This window comes from Rahnella selenatireducens, from assembly GCF_046449555.1.
GTDB lineage: Bacteria > Pseudomonadota > Gammaproteobacteria > Enterobacterales > Enterobacteriaceae > Rahnella > Rahnella selenatireducens.
The window spans coordinates 372,134-395,810 of sequence record NZ_JBKEZJ010000002.1 but is presented as its reverse complement, the minus strand read 5'-3'; the positions used below and the strand labels follow the sequence as shown (position 1 = coordinate 395,810).

Sequence of the window (23,677 nt, the reverse complement as noted above, 5' to 3'; positions counted from 1 at the left end):
TAAACCCCCGGCTCCGTCATGTTCTACCGGTGGGTGTTTTCTGACTGTATCCAGTAATTCTCAGACGGTATAAGACATAAACCGTGTGAGGCGATAAGCGGGACTTATAACAGCGCGTTTTCCCGCTCAAGCTGGCGGCGTTGCTGGTGTGGCGGCATCAGCGCGATGTTCATTTCGGCAATAATTTCCCGCAGCGTATGCACCATTTCGATGGATTCCGGCGTATCGCCGTGAACCAGAATCGACGATGCCGTAACCGGCAGCGTCACGCCGTCGATGCTTTGCACCGTGCCTTCGCGCAGCAGCTGGCGGATGCGCGTGCGCACCTGCTCTTTGTCATGAATGACCGCGCCCGGTTTCACCCGGCTGACCAGCAGCCCGTTACTTTCATATGCGCGGTCGGCTAGAAACGTGCAAATCACCGGTAACTCCAGCTCACGCGCCATGCGTTCTACGGCGTTGCCGGACATTGTGCTGATGATCATCTGTGCATCGAAATCCTTCACCGCCTGCAATAACACCCGCGCCAGCTGAGCATCTTCGGAGACCATATTCCCCAGCGCGCCGTGAAAACTCATGTGCGTCAGCGGGTAATCCGCCGCTCTGGCAAACGCCGAAAGCGCACCCAGCTGGTAAGTGACGTAATGCGCCATGACCTCCGGTTCGATGTGCATCCGGCGGCGGCCAAACCCGGACAAATCGGGAAACCCGACGTGCGCGCCGAGATCCACCTGATACTTTTTCGCCAGCGCGACGGTGTTCGCCATAATCACCGCGTCCCCGGCGTGAAACCCGCAGGCCACGTTGGCGGAAGTGATCAGCGGCATCAGCGCGGCGTCGTCGGCAATGGTGTAATCGCCATATCCTTCGCCGATATCGGCGTTTAAATCGATGTATTTCATGCAGCCAGTTCCTCGCGGCGTAACGTGAAAATCTCCGCGCCGTATTCCACGGAGTCACCGTCTTTTACTGAAAAGGATCCCACCACGCCCTGCACCGGGCTGCGCAGCGGCAGGTAAATCACGCCGACTTTCAGCAGGCCGAGCAGCGCGTCTTTCCCGACTTTTTCGCCCGGCTGAGTAAACGGAATTTTGCTGAGCGGATGCTGTAGCAGCACGATGCCGGGGAAGGGCGCACACACCGCGTCGGGGGCGGCCAGCGCCGGAAGCGCAGGCGTTTCGTCCGGCATGCGGCACGGCAAAATGGCAGGGGAAACTGGCGCGTATTTTATGCTGACCCGAAAGCCGTTTCCGCGCAGTTCAATTTGGCTGAGGCCGGACTTGCGCATCTTCTGTGCGACAGAGCGCAACTCGCTGAGTGCTGGTGCTTTTTTTTCCATATCCATCCCGTCAAAGAGAGTGTCCCCGCGCAATAACGACGACAAAACGACCCGCTGAGCGGGCGGTAAACGCACTCTATCGTGTCACTGCGGACGTCAGGAAAGAGGATTTCGCTTTGCGGTAATAAGGTGCGCTTATTACCCCACCAGCGTCAGTGGCCGGTTATCCACCGTGCGGCTGGCCATCAGCGACAGCAAAATCGCTTTGACCGCTTCGGCGGGTTGGGAAAGTGGCAGATGGTCGGACATACAAAATGACAGCGCCGCCTGAATGTTCGGTTTATCGATTTTCGCCATCCACGAACCCGAGGCTTTGAGCATCGCGCGGGCGGCAGATTCTGGCATGATCGTGCAGCCTAAACCTGCGGCCAGCGCGGCATTGAGGGTGGTTTGTGATTCGATTTCGCACTTCACGCGGTACATCACTTCTTCGTGGATAAACGCGTCGTCGATGACTTTACGCATGATGTTATAAATGCGCGGCAGGAACAGATCGTACTTCGCCACCTGCGCGAGACTAACGGATTTCAGCGGTTTGCTCAGTGCGTGCGGGCAAACGAAATACAGATCTTCTTTCATCAGCGGCATAAAGCGTAGCCCGTGGATTTCGCGGTTGCCGTAAATCACCGCCATATCCATCCGGCCATTCATGATGAGTTCGCTCAGCGTGGTGCCGAAGTTTTCATTGAAATACAATACGATGCCCGGATATTGCCGGTGGACTTCTTCCATCAGCGGCAACGCCAGCTGTTGGGCGGCTGTTCCCGGCGCAAGCCCGACGGAAACGCTGCCCGAAAGCGCCAGCGCCGAGCCATCAATCGCGCTCTGCGCCTGATCGCACTGGCGCAAAATGGCCTGCGCGTGGATATACAAGATCTTGCCCGCTTCGGTTGGCGTCACGCCGCGTTTGGTGCGGATCAGCAGTTGCTGATTCACTTCACCTTCCAGCGTGGCGAGTTGCTGGCTGAGCGCAGGCTGCGCAATATGCAGGATATCTGCGGCCTGAGTGAGGCTGCCCACATCGACAATCTTGATAAAATATTTAAGGCGGCGGAGATTCACGATGGCATCCTCATCACGTAAACGAGTGGTGTTATAAGTAATGTGTATGAAGCAAGATGAGTGCCAACACGCACTGACGCGCTGATTTAGGCCAGAACGCCGGTTTTTCCTCTGATTTCAGCGCCAGTTTGTTCACTGTGTAGCCGGATATTTTCGGCGTTTTCACCACCCCCCGAATAATGCCCATCGCTGCCTGCACCGCACCGGTGCAAATTGCCTGATTTGCGCGTTCAGCCATTGCTTTGTGTTATGTCACCACAACAAAGCGCTATTGGTCGGCGCGGTCTGTTCCTCATTACTCTTCCCCCTGTAGTGCCTCATCGCTGTCCGTCTTTTTACGTTCGATAAAAATAATGGAACCCCAGGACCATGCCTGATATCGCCGATCGCTTAAAAAATGTTTCTGTTTCTGCCTCTGTCGCCATGACACAAAAGGCCCGTGATCTCGCCGCCGCAGGCGTGAACGTCATCGCGCTTTCTACCGGCGAACCGGATTTCCCGACGCCACGACACGCCACGGAAGCGGCCTATGCCGCGGCGCTCGGCGGTGATACCCGTTATCCGCCGACCGACGGAACCCCGGCTTTGCGGGCAGCTATCGCGCGTAAATTCCAGCGCGATAACCACCTGGATTACGATGTGAGCCAGATCCTCACCGCAGGCGGCGCGAAGCAAATTATCTTTAACGCGATGCTGGCGACCATTAATCCGGGCGATGAAGTGGTGATCCCGACGCCGTCGTGGATCAGTTATGCGGATATCGTCAAATTTGCGGGCGGTATTCCGGTGCCGGTGGCCTGCCCGGAAGAGAACAACTTCAAGCCGTATCCGCAGGATATTGACGCGGCGATCACGCCAAAAACCAAATGGCTGCTGCTGAATTACCCGAGCAACCCGACCGGCTCCGTGGCGACGCGTCAGGAATTACAGGCGATTGGTGAAGTGATGCTGCGCCATCCGGGCGTGTGGATCCTGACAGATGATATCTACGAACACCTGATTTATGACGACGTGACGTTTTACACGCTGGCCGAAGTGGAGCCACGTTTGCTCGATCGCGTGCTGACGGTCAACGGCGTGTCGAAAGCCTATTCCATGACCGGCTGGCGTTTAGGTTTTTGCGGTGGCCCGAAAGATCTGATTAAAGCCATGAGCAACGTGAACACGCAAAACAGCGGGGGCGTCACCACGCTCACCCAGGCGGCTGCGGTTGCTGTACTGAATGGCCCGCAGGATTTACTGAAAGAGCGCGCCGAAATCTACCGTCAGCGCCGCGATTACGTGCTGGAGCGTTTAACGTCCGTACATGAACTGCGTTGCCATAAACCGCAGGGCGCGTTTTATCTGTTCGTGAATATCGAAGGCTGTATTGGCAAAACCACCGCAGGCGGCCGTCACATCGAGAACGATGCCGATTTTGTGATGGCGCTGATCGAAGAAAAACACGTTGTCACCGTGCAGGGCGCGGCGTACGGCATGAGCCCGTACTTCCGCATTTCCTACGCCACCAGCATGGAAATCCTGCAGGACGGCTGCGACCGGATCGCCGAGTTTTGTGCAGGTCTGAAGTAACAAAATCTGAGTTCGGGACATGAAAAAACGGGCCTTTTTCGGGCCCGTTTTCTGTTTCATCAGAAGGGAAATTTAAAACCCCATCACCGTCTTCACCGGCATCACGTTATCGCGCAGGCGGGTGAACCACTGGTTGATCTGACGTGCCACGGCAATGGCTTCGCGTGCATCACTTTTGACAAGCCGGATGCTCTGACCGGGCTGAACCTGCGCCAGACGCCACAAATCCTCCTCAATAATACCGGCAATTTTCGGATAGCCTCCGGCAGTATTGGCGTCGGCCAGTTGAATGATCGGCTCGCCCGCGGGCGGAACCTGCACGATGCCGGGGATTAACCCGTAGGAACGCATTTCAATGACTTTCGACGGCGTGACCGGCTCGCCGGAAAGGCGGTAACCGGTGCGGTTGCTGTGCAGGGAAACTTTCCACGGCTGCGACCAGAAGCGCGGAAGATCGGCTTCGAACAGCGCATATTCACCGGCAGGAATGGCGCGCAGTTGCACCAGTCCCTCAGTGCTGGTCGGGAACACGTGGGCCAGCGCAATCTGTGGCGGCTCGATACCCATGCCATGTGCAGGCAAAGGTGAGATGAAAGAAATGCCTGCCGCAAGACGATCGTTTTTCGCCAGTGGTCGCCCGTCTGTTCCGCCGAAACCGCCGCGCAGGGCGGTGCTGCGCGAACCCATCACTACCGGTACGTCAATGCCTCCGGCGATGCACAAATAGCTGCGCGCGCCGGAGCGCGGGAACTGCATTTCCAGCTCCTGCCCGGCGCGGACGGAACAGGCCCACCAGGGCGGAAGATCTGCGCCATCGAGCTTCGTGCGGCAATCCGCGCCGGTAACGGCAATGCTGGTATCGGCAAGAAAGCGCACTTTAAACGGGAACATCTGCACTTCAATGCAGGCGGCGTTTTCGTCGTTGCCTAGCAGGATGTTGCCCGCGCGAAACGCCAGCGGATCCATCACGCCGCTGACGGACACGCCGATATCCCGAAATCCGCTGCGGCCCGCGTCCTGAACGGTATTCAGCGGGCCGGTTTTCACTATTTCAATCACAGCTTTTGGGGTCACAGTTCTATCCTTTCTGGCAGAAACCGCACGCTGTCACCCGGCGCCATCAGCGCGGGATTTTCAGCACGTGGGTCAAACAGCGTCAGTTCGGCGAATCCGATGGCGTTCCAGCCGTTTGGCCCGGTGAGCGCGGAAACGCCGGTCTGCGCGCCGCCGATGGTCACGGTGCCTTTGAGCATATTCAGCGAAGGGACTTTTTTACGCGGCGTGGCGAGAGAAGGATCCAGCCCGTGGAGATAGCCAAATCCCGGCGCGCTGCCCAGCGAAAACACCGTGTAGCTGCCCTGAGAATGGCGGCGGATAACTTCGCGCGGCGAAAGCCCGGTATGCTGGCAAACCGCATCCAGATCGGTGGCGTGTTCACCGCCGTAAATCACCGGAATTTCAATCATTTTGCCTTGCGGATGAACGGCCAGCGCCTGTTCCCACGCGGCGGTCAGCAGGGCGAAAGTCGCGTCATAATCTTCCGGCGTCTGGCGAAACAGCACCAGTAAATTGGTCACGCCGGGGATCAGCGATTCGACATCATCGCGTGCGCGCAGTGTGGCCGCCAGCGACCAGATGCGGCGCTGCGCGGGCAGATCGAATTCCCCCGGCGCTTCAATCAGCCAAGCGCGGCTGCCGATGGTGGAGATTTTGACGTTGTCGCCCTGACTGGCAAGAATAAAAGAGGCGCGGGAAGGCGCCTCGTGCGACACAATGGTCATCGGCTATTCCAGAGGTTCAAATTTAAGGCTGGAGAGTGGCTGAACTTTGTCCTCGCGCACCATTTTGTATTCGGTATTTGGCCCGATCCAGGTCGCCCAGATTTTGTCGATGGTGCCGTCGTCATCCATCGCTTTCAGACTGCCGTTCACTTTTGCCAGTAACGCCGGTTCGTCTTTTTTCATGCCGACGCCAATCGGTTCCAGCGCCATTGGCTCTTTGATCATCCCCAGTTCGATGCCGTCTTTTCCGGCCTGAGAAATCATCTTGATTGCGGTCATGGTGTTGGTCACAAAGCCCACGGCTTTATTCTGTTCGAGTGCCAGAAACGCCGACGCGGCATCCTGGAAGGTCACGGCTTTGGCGCCTGCCAGATAGATGGATTGTTCAGACGTCGTGCCTTTGGTGGCGCTGATGCGTTTGCCTTTAAAATCCGCACGGGTTTTATCGACGTTCGGCTTTTTCACCACCAGCACTTCTTTCGCCACGTAATACGGGTCGCTGAACTGAATCTGCTGGCCGCGCGTTTTGGTGTACGCCAGATTGGCAATCAGCACGTCGGCGCGACCGGTGGCGATCACTGCGATGCGCGCTTCAATAGAGGTCGGCATCAGATTGAGTTTCACGCCCATCTGTTTGGCTAACGCCGTGCATAAATCGACGTCCATTCCGGCCAGCTGGCGCGTTTTCGGATCCGGCGAAGAGAACGGCGGCACATCGGAATACACCGCACAGTTGAGTGCGCCGCGCGCCTGAATATCAGAGAGAACATCGGCTTTCGCAGAGGAAAAGGCCGCCATCAGCGGCAAGGCGAGCAAAGAGCAAGACAGTAACTTCAGCTTCATCATTCATTCTCCGGGTCTTTTAATTAGCGGTGTGTGACGACAACTTCCCCTGGCTCACTGTGAGCAAAACTGGCTGCGGTTTCTTATGAGGTCAACCCGACTATATAAGCTCAGTCTGGCGTTGTATAAGAAGTAAACCCTGTATGGCGATACGCTTTTTGTATGACCGCATAAAAGGCGGCTCTGCCAGAATAGTGGTCAGTTTCAGACCGCTAATCTCAAAGAGCAAAAGGGTTAAACATGAACGCCAGAATGGGTGTTTCGCTGAAAATATTATCCGCCCTGTGCGCCACGCTCATGCTGGCCTGTGTAAAAGGATTGGGCGGAAATATTCCTACCGGAGAAGTGATATTTTTCCGCTCGTTCGTCGCCTTATTCCCTCTGCTGATCTGGCTAAAATTGCAGGGGCCGGTGATTGCGCAAATTAAAACGAAGAATATATTCGGCCATTTAATTCGCGGATTTTCCGGCACCGGCGGCATGTATTTTAATTATCTGGCGCTGGTGTATATCTCGCTGGCGGACGCCACGGCAATCAGCTACGCCGCGCCGCTGTTTACGGTGATCATGGCCGCTATTTTGTTGCGTGAAAACGTGCATGCTGCCCGCTGGATGGCGGTGGTGGTCGGTTTCACCGGCATTCTGGTGATGCTGTGGGCGCATCTGCGTGACAGCGGATCGCTGCTTTCGGGCGGTTTTACGCAGGTTTCAGCCGGGCTCGGCGTGATTCTGGCGCTGCTGGCGGCAATGTGTACGGCGGTGTCGTCGGTGCAGATCCGTTTTCTGAACGGAATCGAAAGGCCGGGGGCGATTGTTTTCTACTTCTCGCTGATGACCATGCTGATCGGGCTGGCGACGATTTTCTTCGGTTGGAAAATCCCCGATACCAGACAGCTTTTGCTGCTGATCGGCTGCGGATTTTTCGGCGGCATGGCGCAGATTTTGATTACGCTGAGCCTGCGTTACGCCGACGCCTCGCTGCTGGCGCCGTTCGATTACACCACGATGGTCTGGTCGATGATGATTGGTTTTCTGTTCCTCGACAGCCTGCCAACGGCCTCCACTTTGGTTGGCGCATCGGTGATTGCCGCCGCCGGAATACTGGCCGTGCTGAGCGAAAGACGTCGGGGAAAAGCGCTGCTCATCAAGCCGGTAAAAGCCGAATAGCCGTGCAACGCCCGTTATGAGCGGCTCGCGAAGAAATTCGGGATTTACTTTTCGTGCTAAGTAATGATAAATTACCGCCATGAAAACTCAGATACACACCATGACAACACCACGTTGCGCCTGGTGGCTGCCTATTTAAAGGCGGCCGAATTTCTGTATCTGTTCACAAAGCCGCCGGAAGGCGGCTTTGTTGTTTATCAGACTCCCTTCCGGCGTAAAACCCAAAAAGGAACTCTCATGAATAACGTAAAAACCATTCTTACCGGCGACCGTCCTACCGGTCAGCTGCATCTGGGCCACTTTGTTGGCTCACTTCGCCAGCGTGTGGCGCTGCAACACGAGCATCAGCAAAACATTCTGATCGCCGATCTTCAGGGGCTCACTGATAACGGCAATTCCCCGCAAAAAGTCGCCGGTAATATTCTCGAAGTGATGGCGGATTATCTGGCGGTGGGCATCGACCCGACCAAAACGGTGGTCTGCCTGCAATCCGCATTGCCCGCGCTGGCTGAACTCACCCTGCTGTATATGAATATTGTGACCGTGGCGCGCGTTGAGCGTAACCCGACCGTGAAAAGTGAAATTGCCCAGAAAGGATTTGCCCGTTCGCTGCCGGTCGGTTTTATGGCGTATCCGATCAGCCAGGCGGCGGATATCACGGCGTTTCAGGCGGATTTAATTCCCGTCGGCGATGACCAGTTGCCGATGATTGAGCAGACCAATGAAATCGTCCACAAGATGAACAGCCTGACGGAACAGCCTGTGCTGCGCCATTGTCAGGCGCTGCTGAGTAAAACGGGACGTCTGCCGGGCATTGACGGCAAGGCCAAAATGTCGAAATCCCTCGGCAATACGCTGACGCTTTCTGCCAGCGAAGAAGACATTCATCAGGCGGTCTGCGCGATGTACACCGATCCGAATCACCTGCGGGTTAACGATCCCGGTCAGGTCGATGGCAACGTGGTGTTCAGCTATCTGGATGCATTCCACCCGGATGCAGAAAAAGTCAGCGCGATGAAAGCGCTTTACCAGCGCGGAGGATTAGGCGACCGGGCTTGTAAGGACGAGCTGGAAGGCTGCCTGCAATCCCTGCTCGCGCCGATCCGCAGCCGCAGGAATGCGTTTATTCAGGACAAAGGGCAGTTGCTGGCGTTGCTGCGACACGGCAGCGAACAGGCGCAAAACATCACGCAGCAAACGCTTGTGCAGGTGAAACGCGGGCTCGGGTTGCCGGTGATGTTCTGACTTAGCCTTGCCCGCAGCATGCGAACTCAGAAAATTTGAGTAAAGGTTAGGTAAAAAAAACAAACTTTTATCAAATTATGCCGTTAACCTAAAAACAGTGTTTTATTTTCAGGCGTGATGGAGTTTGCTATGCGAGAGTCCGGTCAGATTTTTGAAGAGGCCTGCAGGATGGTGGGTGAATGTTGTTTGATGCTTGCTCAGAACTGTGAGGAAGTCAGCCGCAGGCGTATTGTTTTTTGTCTCGAACGTGCGCAGGAAGAGGCGTTAGATTTCCACGGTGAGCCCAACTCGGCGCTCCAGCTGGCGATCAAACACATCAAAGGCTTATGAGTCGCTAAACCACGATGTTGCAGCCTCATGCACGTAGTTAACCTGAGGTGATTATGAACAATCCGTTTTTTGCATCCCGCCAGATTGGGGATTTTACTGTAACGGCCCTGAGCGATGGGAACATGGCGGCCAGCCTGGATCTGTTGTCCGGCATTGAGACGGCAGATGCCGCGCAAATACAACGTGATGCCGGGCTGGCAGAGCCCGGCAATATTCATATCAATTGTTATCTGATCCGCGGGCAGGGGCGCACCATTCTGGTCGATTCCGGCACCGGCGGGCTGAATAATTCCGGCGGAAAGTTCGGTGAAAATCTGCGGTCTGCGGGCGTGGCTCCCGAAGATATCGACACGGTTCTGCTGACGCACGCGCACCCGGACCACATCGGCGGGCTGCTGGACGCGCAGGGACAACCGGTTTATCCCAATGCAGAAATTTATATTCACCCGCTCGAAGCTGAATACTGGCGCGATGACAGCAAAATGATGCAGGTCGCGGAGCACCGGCAGCGTAATTTCTTGCTGGCGCGCCGGATGCTGACGGCTTACGCGGCGAAGCTGAAGTTTCTTGATGGCGCGGAGATTGTGAAAGGTATTCGTTCCGTCTGGCTGCCCGGTCATACGCCGGGGCACAGCGGATACCGTATTGATTCAGGCGAGCAGAGCCTGCTGATTTGGGGCGACATCGTGCATTTCCCGCATATTCAGTCCGCGCAGCCCGGCGTTTCTATCGCGTTTGACTGCGATCCCGTTCTGGCGGAAAACACCCGTAAAACCATTATGGCGCAGGCTGCCCGCGAAAACCTGCTGGTGGCCGGTATGCATTTCGGCGAACCGGGTTTTGCGCATATCCTGCCGCTGACCTCGCCGGATAACACCGTCGGCTATCATGTGGCTTATCCGAAAAGCTGAAAAATGTTAACCGGTGACATTGAAGCACTCGAAAGCATGATCCACACTCAGTGAAATGTCGGATACCGAGAATCTTCGAACTTTGCGAAACGGACGTCGCTTACCTGAAGGGGTCTGTAATGCTCAAACAAAACCGCACCGTCAAACTGGATGAGGATATCTGCGTTCATATTTTTACGGCGTCAGCGGCGATGGTTGGCGTCTGCATTACGGTTATCGGCATTTTTCAGGTCATCACGACGTTAAGAAAAGAAGGGACGCTGGGCGACGATTTGCTGGCGGTTAACGCCATTTTGTATCTGGCGAGCACCATTCTGTCTTACTGGGCGCTGCGCACGCGTAATGTGCGGCGCAACCACAAGCTGGAAAAAACTGCCGACATACTTTTTCTCGTCGCGCTGACCTTCACCACCGTTGTCGCCGGGGTGATTACCTGGGCGATGACGTTTACCTGATTTCCCTCAATGCTTGCGGCTTCAACTCGGAACTGTCCGTAACACACCTCGGGCAGGCTGAGGTGTTCTACCCTTAAAGCTACGTTTTAAGTTTAAGGAGCCATCATGAGCAGTCACAAAACCCTTCCTCCGTCCCTCAATCAGCCACATGTGGATGCGTATCCGAAGCCCCCTTTTGAAAGGCAGAAGCAGCCATTTCCGGGTCTGGCGAGCAAAATGATCCCGGTTCCGGATCACGGTGAAACCTCTTATCAGGGGAGTTCCAGACTTGAAGGCCGTAAGGCACTGGTGACCGGCGGTGATTCGGGCATTGGCCGCGCTGTTGCGATTGCATTTGCGCGGGAAGGTGCGGATGTCGCGATTAACTATCTGCCGGAAGAAGAACCGGATGCCCGGGAAGTCGTTGATTTACTGCGCAGTGAAGGGCGCAAGATTATTGCGATCCCAGGCGATATACGTGATGAGCAGTTTTGCCAGAAGCTGGTAAAAGAAGCCGCGGAACAGCTCGGCGGGCTGGATCTTCTGGTGAATAACGCCGGGCGTCAGCAGTTCTGCAACTCGATTAAAGATCTCACGACCGAGGCGTTCGATGCGACGTTTAAAACCAACGTTTACGCGATGTTCTGGATAACCAAAGCGGCGCTGGATTATCTTCCGCGCGGCAGTTCGGTGATCAACACGACCTCGGTTCAGGCATTTTTGCCCAGTGAGAATCTGCTCGACTATTCACAAACCAAGGCCTCAATAGTGGCGTTTACAAAATCACTCGCCAAGCAGTTAGCGCCGGACGGAATTCGAGTGAATGCTGTCGCGCCCGGCCCGTACTGGACGGTTCTGCAAACCTCAGGTGGTCAGCCGCAGGAGAAAGTGGAAAAATTTGGCGAGCAGGCGCCGCTGGGGCGCCCCGGCCAGCCTGCGGAAATCGCGGCGCTGTACGTTGCGTTTGCATCGCCGGAAAGCAGCTATTCTTCCGGGCAGGTCTGGTGTTCTGATGGTGGGACAGGAACACTTTAATTAGCGCTAAAAGTAATTAATTTTTAAAAATTGACCCCGTCACGTTAGCCGTGACGGGGTCTTCAATAGGGGGCGCTGTTAGGGAGATTACAGGGTATAACCGGGTTTTTTCGCCATCTGCTCTAATGCCGGTTTAATGACCGGATCATACACATCGCTTTTCCATGCATCCGGCTGAACTTCCGTCAGCATCACGGAGATGGCTTTGTCCGTCGTCCCCAGATGATTGATCAGCACGGCGGAAAGGTCATCGACCAGTTTCTGCGTCGCTTCTTCTGAAAGTCCACGCGGGTAAAATTTCAAATCAATATGTGGCATTACGATGCTCCTGTCGGATTGGCTGAACCATTTGCCGTAAAGCTACCGTAATTCACGTCAGCTCAGCAAACCTAAATGCTCGACCAGAATCGACGTACCGATGCCAATCAGCACGATACCGCCCAGAACTTCGGCCCATTTCCCGATGGCAGCGCCGAGAAAACGGCCAAGCAGCATACCGGTAGTCGCCATAATCGTGGTGGCCGCGCCAATCGTCAGCGCCATCACCAGAATATTCACTTGCAGAAATGCCAGCCCGACGCCGACGGCCATCGCATCCAGACTGGTGGCAATTGCGGTGGTCACCAGCAGCCAGAAACCATGACGGCGCGGCGCTTCAACCTCTTCGGCCTTATCTTTTTTGAAAGCTTCGGAAATCATACGGATACCCAGAATCAGCAGCAGGGTGAACGCCACCCAGTGATCCCAGCTCATAATAAACTGGCTGGCCGCCAGCCCGATTGCCCAGCCGATCACCGGCGTAATGGCTTCAATCACGCCAAAAATCAGTCCGGTACGCAGTGCCTCTTTCAGCGGGGGACGGTGCAACGCAGCACCTTTGCCGATAGCCGCCGCAAAGGCATCCATAGACATACCAAAAGCCAGAATGAGGATAGTATAAAGTTGCATAAAAACGGACCGGTCAGGCCTTTGGTGACAAAAAGGCGGGTTATCATCAGAAGCGCGCAGTCTGCCACAAAAGACAAAATAAAAAAACCATAATATTCAATCGGTTATAGTACTGGTTAAGAATGTTAGCCTTGGCTATATTTGTATGAAAAGGCTTCATTTGGCCTGAAATTCATCCGCAGAGAGACAAAAAAGCCTGTAATCCTAATCCGTTAGGTTCTGAGGGTGTTATTCAACGAATCTCAGCGGGTGATGCGCAGCCTGCGGGCGGTCGAGCCGGTAATCAAAAATAACCGGTTTCCACAATCATTACGCTATAAAGGCCTAAACCTTACGCGATGCCGGCCCCGTCGCTTCTTCGGAAAAACGTGCGGTGATGGCGTCGCGTTCGTAGCCCTGATGTTCGGTCAGAATGGAATACAATTCAGGGCGGCGGCCATAGATCCAGCGGCGGCCAGAACTCAGGGGGATCAGCGTTAAATCCAGTTCGGCGCTGACCATGGCGTCGGAGGCAACCCAGGTTTCGCTGATGATCCGGCCATAAGGATCGAGGATCATCGCGTTGCCGGTGCGGACTTCATCACCATCTGCGCCCACGCCGTTGCTGAATAAAATGAACAATCCGTTATCGTGCGCGCGCGATGGCAACCAGCGCAGGATCCATCCGCGGCCACTTTCCCCTTTAAACGCAGCGGTGATTTCTGCCTTTCTTTCCGCACGCTGTTCCCACAATTCCAGCGGGATGGGTTTCATGCCGTGCGGGCTGCGCGAATGCGTGCCGCCGGTCTGATGTGGTGCCAGCAGGATATCCGCGCCAAGGAGGGTGGTCGCGCGTACGTTTTCCACCAGATTATTGTCCCAGCAAATCAGGATCCCCACCTTCACGCCCCACGGCGTAGCAAACACGGTAAAACTGTCCCCGCAGCTAAATGCAGGATGCTCAAATGCGTGCAGTTTACGGTGTGCGTGATAAGAACCGTCCGGCATGCAGGCCACGTAGGTGTTGTAAATCAGGCCATCCGCCGCGCGTTCGATGAGACCTGCGCCAATCAGCATCTGATTTTTTGCCGCCAGCGCCCTGATCAGTGCCAGCGACGGGCTGGTTTCAACCGGTTCAGCCAGCGCATTCACTTCTTCCGCCGACAGACCTGGCACATGCCAGTAACCGGTGATGCACATTTCCGGGAAGGCCAGGATTTTCACGCCCTGCGCGGCAGCCTGTTCAATGTATTTCTCCATAATCAACAGATTGTAAGCCTTATTGCTGGCCTGATGCTGAAACTGAACCACTGCCGTTTTTATCGATTTTACTGACGTTACTTCGCTCATCGCCGTTCTCCGCAAAGGGCCACAAAGGGTGACTTTCACTGGCATTACAGCAATCCTGTTGATAACTTTATAATGAATTATTTTTCATTTTTGATAACCAGATGGAATGTAAAATATGAATACGCGACTGCTCAAGGCGTTCGTGGTGCTGGCTGAAAAAGGAAATTACGCCCTGGCAGCAGAAGCGCTGGCGATATCGCAACCGGCGCTCACCAAACAGATCAATCTGCTGGAATCCCGGGTGAACCTGGCGCTGTTTACGCGTGGTCGCCACGGCACCGCGCTGACGGCGGGCGGTCGGCGACTGTTGCCGGAAGCGATAAAAGTCGTCGCGCAGGCCGATTTGTTTCTGCATCATGCGGAACAGGTGGCAAAAGGGCGCGAGGGTTTTCTGGCGGCAGGCTTCGGGCTGTCCAGTTTTTATTTTGCGCCGGAATGCATTGCGCAGTTCCGGGCGCAGTATCCCGGCGTTGACATCACGCTGGAAGACTTGCCCTCGGCGCAGCAATACGAAATGCTGCACAGCGGGGCGTTGCAGGTCGGGTTTGTCCGCGTGCCACCGGCGAAACCGCTCAATTATCACAGCCTTTTTGACGATAATCTGGTGCTGGTCACGCCGGTGAATAACGGCCTGAACATCGAAGAATGGCTGCAAAAATTCCCCTTGCTGCGGTTGTATCCGGCGCGCGGCGGCGGCCTGAATACCCAGACGACGCTGTTCCTGCACGATCAGCACATCTTCCCCGCATCAACCCAGCAGGTCGAAGATATTCAGACGATTGTCGCGCTGATTATCGCCGGTATCGGTGTGGCGCTGTTGCCGCAAAGCGTGGTGCATATCGCGCCGGGGCTGAATATTGTGCCACTTCCGGGTGGAGCTACCCGCTGGCAGGTGGGGATCGCCTGGGATCCCCGCTATGACGATTCTGTCCGCGATAATTTTATTGCGATCGCAAAAGGCTTTGTTTGTTAAATGTTTCTTTTATGTAAAGAAAGTGAGGGCTGTTGAGGCAGCGAACAGGTAGCAGCAGCTATACTCAGAAAATGGGACAACAAAGGTTGTCCTGAGACATCGCGAAGCCACTTATGACACATATAAAAAAGAAATCATCGCTGCTAACTGTGACTGTGGCCTGTATTGGTGTCGTGTATGGCGACATCGGTACCAGCCCGTTGTATACCCTGAGGGAATGCCTGACCGGCCAGGCGGGCATTACCCTGACACCAAGTTCTCTGTTCGGCTTTCTGTCGCTGATCTTCTGGCTGCTGATGCTGGTGGTTTCAGTTAAATACATCAGCTTTGTGATGCGTGCCGACAACGACGGCGAAGGGGGAATTCTTACCCTGATGTCGCTGGCTGTGCGCAACCTAAGCCCGCGCTGGGTGCCTCTCATCATGTTCCTCGGGCTGGTGGGCGGCAGTTTCTTCTACGGCGACGGCGTCATTACCCCGGCGATTTCGGTGCTTTCCGCCATCGAAGGGCTGGAGATCATCGAGCCTTCCCTCGACCGTTTTATCATCCCGTTTTCTATTGCCGTTCTGACGCTACTGTTTTTCATTCAGAAAAATGGAACCGGCAGCGTCGGGAAAATCTTTGCGCCAGTGATGGTGCTGTGGTTTATCACGATTGGCGTGTTGGGCATCAGCGGGATCCTGCGTAATCCGCAAGTTTTGCAGGCGCTGAACCCGTACTGGGCGGTGCATTTTTTTGCGGAATACAAAACCGTTTCGTTTTTCGCGCTCGGCATGGTGGTGCTGTCCGTGACCGGCGGGGAAGCGCTGTACGCCGACATGGGGCATTTCGGTAAAAAGCCGATCCGTATCGCGTGGTTTATTCTGGTCGGGCCATCGCTGGTGATGAACTATTTCGGGCAGGGCGCGCTGTTGCTCCGCAAACCTGATGCCATCCAGAATCCGTTTTTCCTGCTGGCACCCGGTTGGGCGCTGATTCCGCTGCTGATACTGGCGACGCTGGCGACGGTGATTGCCTCGCAGGCGGTCATTTCGGGCGTGTTCTCCCTGACGCGGCAGGCCGTGCGGATGGGTTATCTGCCGCCGATGCGCATTATCTATACCTCGGACGAAGAGTCGGGGCAGATCTATATTCCGGTCGTCAACTGGCTGCTCTATTTCGCGGTGCTGATTGCCATACTGAGCTTCAAACATTCCAGCAATCTGGCATCGGCGTACGGCATTGTGGTGACGGGCACGATGGTCATCACTTCACTGCTGATTGGCATTGTGATGATTAAAAACTGGGGATGGAAAAGCTGGGTGGGCGGGCTGATGATGGCGGTCATGCTGCTGATTGATGTGCCGCTGTTTGCTGCGAATCTGGTCAAACTCTTCTCCGGCGGCTGGCTGCCGGTGGTCATCGGGCTGACGATTCTTCTGATTATGCTCACCTGGAAAACCGAACGTAACCGCCTTCTGAGGCGTTTGCGTCAGGATCCGGAAGCGCTCGAAGCGCTGATCGTATCACTGGAAAAATCGCCGCCGAAACGCGTACCGGGCACTGCTGTGGTGATGTCGCGCGGGCAATATGAAGTACCGCTGGTGCTGCTGCATAATCTGAAACATAACAAGATATTGCATGAACGTGTGGTGTTACTGACCGTCGCAACGGAAGACGTGCCGTACGTGCACAACGTCCGGCGTGTGACGATTGAACAACTTTCACCGTCGTTCTGGCGGGTTATCGCGAGTTATGGCTGGCGGGAGAAACCGAATGTCACCGACATCCTGTATCGCTGCGGGCTGGAAGGTCTGAAGTGTACGATGAATGAAACGTCGTTCTTTATGTCGCGAGATACGTTTGTGCTGGGCGATCCGCGTCCGTGGTATCTCAAAGCGCGGGGGAAACTGTTCCAGGTGTTACAACGTAACTCCCTGCGTGCGCCGGAACATTATCATATTCCGCCTAACCGGGTGATTGAACTGGGTGCGGTGGTGAAATTCTAAAAACAAACGCCCCGGTTCTGGAGGTTCCCGAACCGGGGCGTGCAGGAAGCAGAACAGATTAGCTCTGCGGATCCTGAAGTTCTGTGATGTTAGCGGCCTGAGGCGATGACGTCGTGGTATCCGTTTGAGATTGCAAAACGGTAACCGGCACAGATTGCGTCGTGGTCTGCGCTGCCGGTGTCGTCGTGGTTTCAGTTTGCGTTGTGGCAGCCGGTGTCGAAGTGGTTTCGGTTTTAGTCGTGGTCGCAGGTGCTGTGGTGGCTGGCGTTGACGATGTTGTCGTCGTGGCTGCTGATGGTGCTGTAGTTTCTGCTGGCGAAGTCGTTGATGCCGCCGCAGGCGTTGTAGTTTGCGCCTGAACGTCCGTTGCCGGAGCTTCAATTTGTGTTGGCAGGGCTGGGATCGGTTCTAACGGCACCGATTCTGACTTAGGTTTCGGGATCGGCGTTGTCGCGCGAACCAGGAATGTCGGCTTGAGATTCGCTACGGAATAGGTCACATGGCTGATGTCGTTGCGTGACGTTGTCACATCAACAGGCGTAATGGTGACGCGTCCGATCAGTGAACGGGCATAACCGCCGACCTGATGTTTCCCTTCCGGAAGCTGCACTTCTACGCTTTCGCCAAGCCCCAGCGCACCGGCATCTTTGCCATCTATGGTGACGTAAATCTGTGTGCCATCGTCGGTTTTGGTCGGAACGTGTGTGACGGTCAGACGTGTGGAACCGAGATCGAACGCCGGTTTTTCGGCGGTTTTGGTGTTTGCGCAACCTGTGAGTGCGAAAACGGCCGCAACGGCGGCCAGGGTGAAACGATAACTCATAGTGCGACGTCTTCCTTTAAGGGATTTTTGTGATCTGCGTACCAATATACCCGATCTCAGGATTGAGATGAATGTCGCCGCGGGGAACTCGGAGGATTCTTCTTATCAGTCTGTCCCCCTCACCAAATTTTCGGTTGAAGCGCTTCGTCAATTTGTGTATTTTTATGCAAATTATCTGCATAAAATAACAAACACACAGGAGTGTCCATGTTCAAGTCTTTAGTTCTCACCGGGTGCCTGCTTTCTTCCTTAATCACTTCCGCCTACGCCGCGCAGACCACTTATGTGGTCGGTTCCGGCGGCACTTATCGCCCTTTCGAATATGAAAACAGCCAGAAACAGCTGGAAGGGTTTGATATCGACATCATCAAAGCCATCGCCAAAGCGGAAGATTTCGACATCAAACTGGTTAACACGCCGTGGGAAGGGATTTTCGCTACCCTGAATTCCGGTGATCGCGACATCATTATTTCCGGCATCACTATTACCGACAAACGTAAAGCGATGGTCGATTTCTCTGCGCCGTATTTCCCGGCAGAACAGTCCATCGTGGTGCCTGCGGATTCTAAAGTGGATTCCGTTGCTGCGCTGAAAGGCCTGAAAGTCGGCGTGGTGAACTCCAGCACCGGCGATATCGTGGTGTCTGATGCACTGGGCAAAAACAGCACGGACATCAAACGTTTTGATAACACGCCGCTGATGTTGCAGGAACTGGCGGAAGACGGCATAGGCGCGGCAGTTGGCGACGTCGGCGTGGTGAAGTACTACATCAAATCCCATCCTGAAAAAGCCCTGAAACTGGTACCGGACAGCAAGTTCGAACGTCAGTATTTCGGCATTGCGGTCGCCAAAGACAACACGGAACTGTTGGGTAAAATCAACGCCGGTCTGAAGAAAATCGTGGCTGACGGCACCTACGCAAAAATCTACGAAACCTGGTTTGATAAGAACGTTCCAACGCTGCCAGCGCAATAAATCCTCCCAGAAAAATATTGATATGCAGGGGCGTGAAAGCGCCCCTGAACAAGGACAGGTATGACCGGATTTCGCTGGGAGATAATCTCAGAATATGCGCCGCTGTTTGTGCAGGGCGCGCTGATGACCATCAAATGCACCATCATTTGCGTCATTTTAGGCACCACCTGGGGCCTGCTGCTCGGCCTCGGACGCATGGCCCGCGCCGACGACGGCCCGTGGAAATACGTGCTGCGCTTCGCGGTGCAATGGCCGGTGCGCATTTACGTCAGCGCATTTCGCGGCACTCCACTGTTTGTGCAGATCATGGTGGTTCACTTCGCGCTGGTTCCGCTGTTCATCAACCCGCGTGACGGGATTTTAGTCACCAACGGCCTGATGTCTTCCGATTTCGCCCGTGCGTTACGTTCCGATTACGGCGCGTTTTTATCCTGCGTCGTCGCGATTACGCTGAATGCGGGCGCTTACGTTTCCGAGATTTTCCGTGCCGGGATCCAGTCGATTGACAACGGCCAGATGGAAGCGTCGCGTGCATTAGGGATGGGCTGGGGCAAAACGATGCGCAAAGTGATTTTGCCGCAGGCGTTCCGCCGCATTCTGCCACCGCTGGGTAATAACGCGATTGCAATTGTGAAAGACTCCTCGCTGGCGTCCGCCATTGGCCTGGCCGATCTGGCTTACGCGGCGCGTACCGTTTCCGGCGCTTACGCCACCTACTGGGAACCCTATCTGACGATTTCGCTGGTGTACTGGGTTCTGACTTTCCTGCTTTCGTTACTGGTTCAACACATGGAAAAGAGGCTTGGCAAAAGTGATTCACGTTAAGGATTTACAGAAACAGTTCGGTGAAACCCACGTTTTGCGCGGCATCTCGTGTGATATCGCAGAGAAAGAAGTGGTGTGCATCATCGGCCCGTCCGGTTCGGGGAAAAGTACTTTCCTGCGCTGCCTGAATGCGCTGGAGAAACCGAACGGTGGCGAAGTGGTGGTGAACGGTTTCGCGGTTCATGACCCGAAAACCAATCTGAATACGCTGCGTTCCGGCGTCGGTATGGTGTTCCAGCGTTTTAATCTGTTCCCGCACATGACAGTGCTGGAAAACCTGATTATGGCGCCGATGTCGCTGAAAGGGTTGTCGAAAGCCGAAGCGGTTTCACGCGCTGAAAAGCTGCTGCAAAAAGTCGGGCTGATCGACAAAATCGACGCCTGGCCTTCCAGCCTCTCCGGCGGTCAGCAGCAACGTGTGGCGATCGCCCGCGCGCTGGCGATGGAACCTTCGATTATTTTGTTCGACGAACCGACATCTGCGCTCGACCCCGAGCTGGTCGGCGAAGTGCTGGCCGTCATGAAACAGCTGGCACTCGAAGGCATGACGATGATGATCGTGACCCACGAAATGGGCTTTGCCCGCGAAGTGGCCGACCGCGTGGTATTTATTGATCAGGGTGTGATCCAGGAAGAAGGGCCGCCAGCGCAGCTTTTCACCGCACCGGCCAATCCGCGTACCCGTGAGTTCTTGAGTAAGGTGTTGTAATCCTTGGTCCGGAGGTTACTGGCCTCCGGATACTTTCCATTTCCAGACACTTCCCGCCCTCTGAGTTTTATCGGCCAAAAGTCCGCGTCCTGATTTTGTGCTAAATTACCCTCAAATTCCCCGCATCCTGAGGCACCATGATTACCCCGCAAAACCGTACAACCCGCGAAATGAAGATCAATAACGTGGTGCTGGTCACTCAGGCGTTGAAATCTCTGGGCTCGGCGACCAAAGCGGAAGTGGCGGCGCAAACGGGGCTGAGTATTGCGACCTGCGGCGCGGTGCTCAATGAATTACGTCAGACGCGTGAAGTTCTGTCGCTCGAGCTGGAAGAATCCCGCGGCGGGCGACCTGCGCAGCGATACGCGTATAATCCCGATTATTTCTCGGTGCTGAGTCTCTATGCGCAGGGCAGTGATGCGGCGGCGCAGATTCTCTGGTCGGTAAATTCGGCCACAGGCGTGAGTTTGGCGCAGGGCGAAGTGCGTTTTCTGCCGCTCAGCCTTGAGACTTTTTATCAGCAGATTGCAGGGTTGCTGGCGGATTACCCGAACATCAAAGCCCTCGGCATCGGCCTGCCTGGCGTGGTGGTGAAAGGGCGCGTAGCGACCTGCGATATCAGTGCGTTTGCCGGCGTGGACGTGGAACAACAGTTGCGCGAAAGATTCGGTATTTACGTGCAGGCCGATAACGACATGAACTACACCGCCTATGGTTTTTACCGCAGCAGTTGCGCGGGAGAAACCGCGCCGGTGGCTTACATTTTCAAGCCTGACGTGCCTTGCCTCGGCTGCGGAATGGTCATCAACGGGCAAGTGTTGCAGGGCGCCAGTCAGTTTGCGGGGGAGGTGTCGAACCTGCCGTTTAAAGATCTGGATAAGCTGCCTGTAGCGGAAGAAATGGCCAAGGTCATTGTCTCGCTCAGCGCCATTATCAACCCGGCGACAATTGCGCTCTCCGGCCCGAAAATCAGTGATGCGCTGATCCCGGAACTTACCCAACGCTGTCAGGAATACATTCCCGCGCAGCATATGCCCGCGCTGATTTACCGCCCGTCGATGCGACAGGACTATCTGCAAGGCATCACTGAACTCACGCTGAATAACTACAACCTGCATATCGCTTTCGGAAACTAATCGCGCCTCAAACGTTGACTTTGCGCTGCCCGGATTAATATACTGCGCACTTATTAGAAGTCTTTTAATAACCATCCGATACGGCACGGGAGCGCAATTTGTCACTGTCACCTGAATTAGAAAAACCCGCTGAGTGGGTCGGCGCACCGGGGCGCCGTGTCGCTACGCGGATGATATTTTTTGTCACCGGTATGGCGATGGGATTGTGGGGCGCGCTGGTGCCCTACGCGCAGCTGCGAACGCATTCTGAAGCCGGTGCGCTCGGTATGCTGCTGTTATGTCTCGGCGCAGGATCGTTGTTATCGATGCTCGGCTCCGGCCGGATCATCGGCCGTTTCGGTTGCCGCGCGGTGATCCTCGCCGCTGTGGTGATGTATTGTCTGATGATGCCGCTGCTGGCGTCATTCAGCGATATCCGGCTGATGGCGCTGAGTCTGTTCATATTCGGCATGGGCATCGGGCTGGCGGACGTAGCGGTCAATGTGCAGGGCACGATGGTTGAACAGGCGGCGGATAAACCGCTGATGTCCGGTTTTCACTGTCTGTGGAGCGTCGGCGGGATTGCCGGTGCGGGTGGCGGTGCGTTGCTGCTTAGCGCCGGAATCACGCCGTTGGGCAGCACATTTTTCGCCATCGTTCTGGTGATTTTGGGGACGACATTTTCGTGGCGCAGTCTGCTGCCGTTTGGGGCACATGAGGAAAGCTCGCACGAAGGTAAAGCTAAAGCGCGGCCAAATTTCCGCCTGATCCTGATGGCGGTTATGGCGATGATTTGCTTTATGGCAGAAGGCGCAGTGCTCGACTGGGGCGGCGTTTTCCTGACCGGCGAACGCGGGCTGGCGCTTGAACATGCGGGATGGGGATTTGCGGTGTTTGCCATCGCGATGTCCTTGATGCGCCTGACCGGCGACGCGATTGTCAGCGCGCTGGGCCGTAAACGCGTTCTGGTGATTGGCGGAATTCTCGGGATTGCCGGTTATCTGATGGTGATCCTGCTGCCGGGCTGGTTCCTGCCGATTTGCGGCTTTGCGCTGGTCGGGATTGGTGCGGCGAACATTGCGCCGGTGTTGATCACGCTGGCCGGTCAGGAAAAAGTGATGCCGGTGAACATGTCAGTGGCGTTTGTCGCGACGCTCGGGTATCTCGGCATTTTGGGGGGACCGGCGCTGATTGGCTTTGTCGCGCACCTGTCGAGTTTGTACGTGGCATTTTCCGCCGTCGCCGCTGCATTCCTGATCGTGACGTTCGGGGCGTACAAATTAAAATATCAGGCTGATTAATAAAAGTTTATAACTGAGTGGCATCTTGCCAGCTGGTGTGCAGAACCCCGCCAGCCTTTTTTTGTTTATGATGATTGTTTTAAATCCGACCCTGTAAGGAGCTGTAATGGCCGTAAAACTTATTGCCGTCGACATGGATGGCACTTTCCTGGATCAGAACGGTGAATATAACAAAGCCCGCTTTCGCGGACAGTATGCGCAAATGCTGGAGCGTGGTATCAAGTTTGTCGTTGCCAGCGGCAACCAGTATTACCAGCTGAAATCCTTCTTTGATGACATCGATGAAGAGATCGCTTACGTGGCGGAAGGCGGCGGTTACGTCGTCGATAAAAAACAGGAAATCTACTGCGGCAAACTTGAACCCGAACAGGTTACGCTGGTGCTGGACTGGATCAGCCGCACGCCGGGGATTAACACCATTGTCTGCGGCAGGCTGGGTGCCTATGTGCTGGAAGGCACGCCAGAGGCGTTTATCAGCCGGATGCGCCGTTATTATCATCGCCTGACCAAAGTGCAAAGTTATGCAGAAATCAGTGACACGATTTTCAAGTTCGCGCTGAGCTACGTGGAAGACGACGTTTACCCGCTGATGGGGGAAATCACAGATCAGCTCGGCGGGATTGTCGCGCCGGTGACCAGCGGACACGGATCCGTTGACCTGATTATCGCCGGGAATCATAAAGCCAGCGGGCTGCGCAAAATCCAGCAGATTTACGGTATCCGTGATGATGAAGTGCTGGCTTTCGGTGACAGCGGTAATGATCTTGAAATGCTGAGTTACGCGGGCTACGGTTTTGCGATGGAGAATGCGTCCGCACCGGCAAAAGCTGCGGCGAAATATCGCGCGCCTTCGCATGAAAAAGAGGGCGTGCTTGAGGTGATTGACGATGTATTCAATGCGCGTCCGCCGTTTGCATGATTGGCGCTGACCCCGGTTAAAACGAAAAGGCTGCCGCAAATTACGGCAGCCTT

At 55.3% G+C, this 23,677-nt stretch carries 26 protein-coding genes; 15 read left to right on the top strand and 11 right to left on the bottom strand.

Going from position 1 to position 23,677, the window contains the following annotated elements; all coding sequences use genetic code 11:
* Positions 1-104: 104 nt before the first annotated feature.
* The 4 genes from ACLBVC_RS05135 to ACLBVC_RS05120 all read right to left on the bottom strand — a co-directional run bounded on the left by ACLBVC_RS05135 (position 105) and on the right by ACLBVC_RS05120 (position 2,639).
* A complete protein-coding gene (locus ACLBVC_RS05135; RefSeq protein WP_410148574.1) occupies positions 105-902 on the bottom strand; it encodes a LamB/YcsF family protein in 798 nt (265 codons plus the stop codon).
* Positions 899-1,339 carry an acetyl-CoA carboxylase biotin carboxyl carrier protein gene (locus ACLBVC_RS05130; protein ID WP_410148572.1) on the bottom strand — a complete coding sequence of 147 codons (441 nt, stop codon included), beginning with the start codon at positions 1,337-1,339 and terminating at the stop codon, positions 899-901. The genes ACLBVC_RS05135 and ACLBVC_RS05130 overlap by 4 nt, the downstream gene beginning before the upstream one ends.
* Positions 1,340-1,477: 138 nt before the next feature.
* Positions 1,478-2,401 (bottom strand): nitrogen assimilation transcriptional regulator NAC, encoded by a 924-nt coding sequence (gene nac / locus ACLBVC_RS05125; protein ID WP_410148570.1) that lies wholly within the window; start codon positions 2,399-2,401, stop codon positions 1,478-1,480.
* A gap of 31 nt (positions 2,402-2,432) precedes the next feature.
* Positions 2,433-2,639: a hypothetical protein gene (locus ACLBVC_RS05120; protein ID WP_410148568.1), complete on the bottom strand. Its 207-nt coding sequence runs from the start codon at positions 2,637-2,639 to the stop codon at positions 2,433-2,435.
* Positions 2,640-2,770: 131 nt separating this feature from the next.
* Between ACLBVC_RS05120 and ACLBVC_RS05115 the strand changes: the two genes are divergently transcribed.
* On the top strand, positions 2,771-3,973 hold the full coding sequence (locus tag ACLBVC_RS05115) for a pyridoxal phosphate-dependent aminotransferase (protein ID WP_410148566.1): 1,203 nt from the start codon (positions 2,771-2,773) through the stop codon (positions 3,971-3,973).
* A 72-nt stretch (positions 3,974-4,045) separates the two neighbouring features.
* Here the strand turns inward: ACLBVC_RS05115 and ACLBVC_RS05110 are convergent, their stop codons facing one another.
* Genes ACLBVC_RS05110 through ACLBVC_RS05100 form a run of 3 tightly spaced genes read right to left on the bottom strand, consistent with a single transcriptional unit; the run spans position 4,046 to position 6,597 of the window.
* Positions 4,046-5,032, bottom strand: a complete 987-nt coding sequence (locus ACLBVC_RS05110; RefSeq protein WP_410148829.1) for a 5-oxoprolinase subunit C family protein — start codon at positions 5,030-5,032, stop codon at positions 4,046-4,048.
* Positions 5,033-5,043: 11 nt separating this feature from the next.
* Positions 5,044-5,754, bottom strand: a complete 711-nt coding sequence (gene pxpB, locus ACLBVC_RS05105) for a 5-oxoprolinase subunit PxpB (RefSeq protein WP_410148564.1) — start codon at positions 5,752-5,754, stop codon at positions 5,044-5,046.
* Between the two features lie 3 nt (positions 5,755-5,757).
* Positions 5,758-6,597 carry a transporter substrate-binding domain-containing protein gene (locus tag ACLBVC_RS05100; RefSeq protein ID WP_195813530.1) on the bottom strand — a complete coding sequence of 280 codons (840 nt, stop codon included), beginning with the start codon at positions 6,595-6,597 and terminating at the stop codon, positions 5,758-5,760.
* A 240-nt stretch (positions 6,598-6,837) separates the two neighbouring features.
* Between ACLBVC_RS05100 and ACLBVC_RS05095 the strand changes: the two genes are divergently transcribed.
* From ACLBVC_RS05095 to ACLBVC_RS05070, 6 genes are all read left to right on the top strand, one after another.
* Entirely contained in the window at positions 6,838-7,764 is a 927-nt protein-coding gene (locus ACLBVC_RS05095; protein WP_410148562.1) for a DMT family transporter, read from the top strand.
* A 237-nt stretch (positions 7,765-8,001) separates the two neighbouring features.
* Entirely contained in the window at positions 8,002-9,009 is a 1,008-nt protein-coding gene (gene trpS / locus ACLBVC_RS05090) for a tryptophan--tRNA ligase (RefSeq protein WP_410148560.1), read from the top strand.
* A gap of 129 nt (positions 9,010-9,138) precedes the next feature.
* Positions 9,139-9,339, top strand: coding sequence for a hypothetical protein (locus ACLBVC_RS05085; protein ID WP_104925015.1), 201 nt, complete (start codon positions 9,139-9,141; stop codon positions 9,337-9,339).
* A 53-nt stretch (positions 9,340-9,392) separates the two neighbouring features.
* Entirely contained in the window at positions 9,393-10,250 is an 858-nt protein-coding gene (locus tag ACLBVC_RS05080; protein ID WP_410148558.1) for an MBL fold metallo-hydrolase, read from the top strand.
* A gap of 119 nt (positions 10,251-10,369) precedes the next feature.
* Positions 10,370-10,705: a hypothetical protein gene (locus ACLBVC_RS05075; RefSeq protein WP_410148556.1), complete on the top strand. Its 336-nt coding sequence runs from the start codon at positions 10,370-10,372 to the stop codon at positions 10,703-10,705.
* 105 nt (positions 10,706-10,810) lie between these two features.
* Positions 10,811-11,719: an SDR family oxidoreductase gene (locus ACLBVC_RS05070; RefSeq protein ID WP_195824099.1), complete on the top strand. Its 909-nt coding sequence runs from the start codon at positions 10,811-10,813 to the stop codon at positions 11,717-11,719.
* Between the two features lie 87 nt (positions 11,720-11,806).
* On the opposite strand, the gene pptA is transcribed toward ACLBVC_RS05070, so the two are convergent.
* The 3 genes from pptA to ACLBVC_RS05055 all read right to left on the bottom strand — a co-directional run bounded on the left by pptA (position 11,807) and on the right by ACLBVC_RS05055 (position 13,996).
* On the bottom strand, positions 11,807-12,037 hold the full coding sequence (gene pptA, locus ACLBVC_RS05065) for a tautomerase PptA (RefSeq protein ID WP_104925012.1): 231 nt from the start codon (positions 12,035-12,037) through the stop codon (positions 11,807-11,809).
* A gap of 57 nt (positions 12,038-12,094) precedes the next feature.
* Positions 12,095-12,667 (bottom strand): manganese efflux pump MntP, encoded by a 573-nt coding sequence (gene mntP, locus ACLBVC_RS05060; RefSeq protein ID WP_410148554.1) that lies wholly within the window; start codon positions 12,665-12,667, stop codon positions 12,095-12,097.
* A 324-nt stretch (positions 12,668-12,991) separates the two neighbouring features.
* Positions 12,992-13,996, bottom strand: coding sequence for a nitrilase family protein (locus tag ACLBVC_RS05055; RefSeq protein ID WP_410148552.1), 1,005 nt, complete (start codon positions 13,994-13,996; stop codon positions 12,992-12,994).
* A gap of 115 nt (positions 13,997-14,111) precedes the next feature.
* Here ACLBVC_RS05055 and ACLBVC_RS05050 point away from each other — a divergent pair, with 115 nt between their 5' ends.
* Positions 14,112-14,969, top strand: coding sequence for a LysR family transcriptional regulator (locus tag ACLBVC_RS05050; RefSeq protein WP_410148551.1), 858 nt, complete (start codon positions 14,112-14,114; stop codon positions 14,967-14,969).
* 113 nt (positions 14,970-15,082) lie between these two features.
* Positions 15,083-16,957: a low affinity potassium transporter Kup gene (kup, locus tag ACLBVC_RS05045; RefSeq protein WP_410148550.1), complete on the top strand. Its 1,875-nt coding sequence runs from the start codon at positions 15,083-15,085 to the stop codon at positions 16,955-16,957.
* Between the two features lie 58 nt (positions 16,958-17,015).
* Here the strand turns inward: kup and ACLBVC_RS05040 are convergent, their stop codons facing one another.
* Positions 17,016-17,780 (bottom strand): hypothetical protein, encoded by a 765-nt coding sequence (locus tag ACLBVC_RS05040; protein ID WP_410148548.1) that lies wholly within the window; start codon positions 17,778-17,780, stop codon positions 17,016-17,018.
* Between the two features lie 207 nt (positions 17,781-17,987).
* Here ACLBVC_RS05040 and ACLBVC_RS05035 point away from each other — a divergent pair, with 207 nt between their 5' ends.
* The 6 genes from ACLBVC_RS05035 to ACLBVC_RS05010 all read left to right on the top strand — a co-directional run bounded on the left by ACLBVC_RS05035 (position 17,988) and on the right by ACLBVC_RS05010 (position 23,624).
* Complete coding sequence (locus ACLBVC_RS05035) at positions 17,988-18,755, top strand: basic amino acid ABC transporter substrate-binding protein (protein ID WP_165060300.1); 768 nt, start codon at positions 17,988-17,990, stop codon at positions 18,753-18,755.
* 60 nt (positions 18,756-18,815) lie between these two features.
* Complete coding sequence (locus tag ACLBVC_RS05030) at positions 18,816-19,580, top strand: amino acid ABC transporter permease (RefSeq protein ID WP_410148546.1); 765 nt, start codon at positions 18,816-18,818, stop codon at positions 19,578-19,580.
* The gene (locus tag ACLBVC_RS05025; protein ID WP_410148826.1) at positions 19,567-20,289 is read left to right on the top strand and encodes an amino acid ABC transporter ATP-binding protein; all 723 of its coding nucleotides are present in this window, start codon (positions 19,567-19,569) and stop codon (positions 20,287-20,289) included. The genes ACLBVC_RS05030 and ACLBVC_RS05025 overlap by 14 nt, the downstream gene beginning before the upstream one ends.
* 137 nt (positions 20,290-20,426) lie before the next feature.
* On the top strand, positions 20,427-21,425 hold the full coding sequence (locus ACLBVC_RS05020) for an ROK family protein (protein ID WP_410148544.1): 999 nt from the start codon (positions 20,427-20,429) through the stop codon (positions 21,423-21,425).
* Between the two features lie 98 nt (positions 21,426-21,523).
* Entirely contained in the window at positions 21,524-22,705 is a 1,182-nt protein-coding gene (locus ACLBVC_RS05015) for an MFS transporter (protein WP_410148542.1), read from the top strand.
* A gap of 106 nt (positions 22,706-22,811) precedes the next feature.
* Entirely contained in the window at positions 22,812-23,624 is an 813-nt protein-coding gene (locus ACLBVC_RS05010; protein ID WP_410148541.1) for a Cof-type HAD-IIB family hydrolase, read from the top strand.
* Positions 23,625-23,677 lie beyond the last annotated feature (53 nt).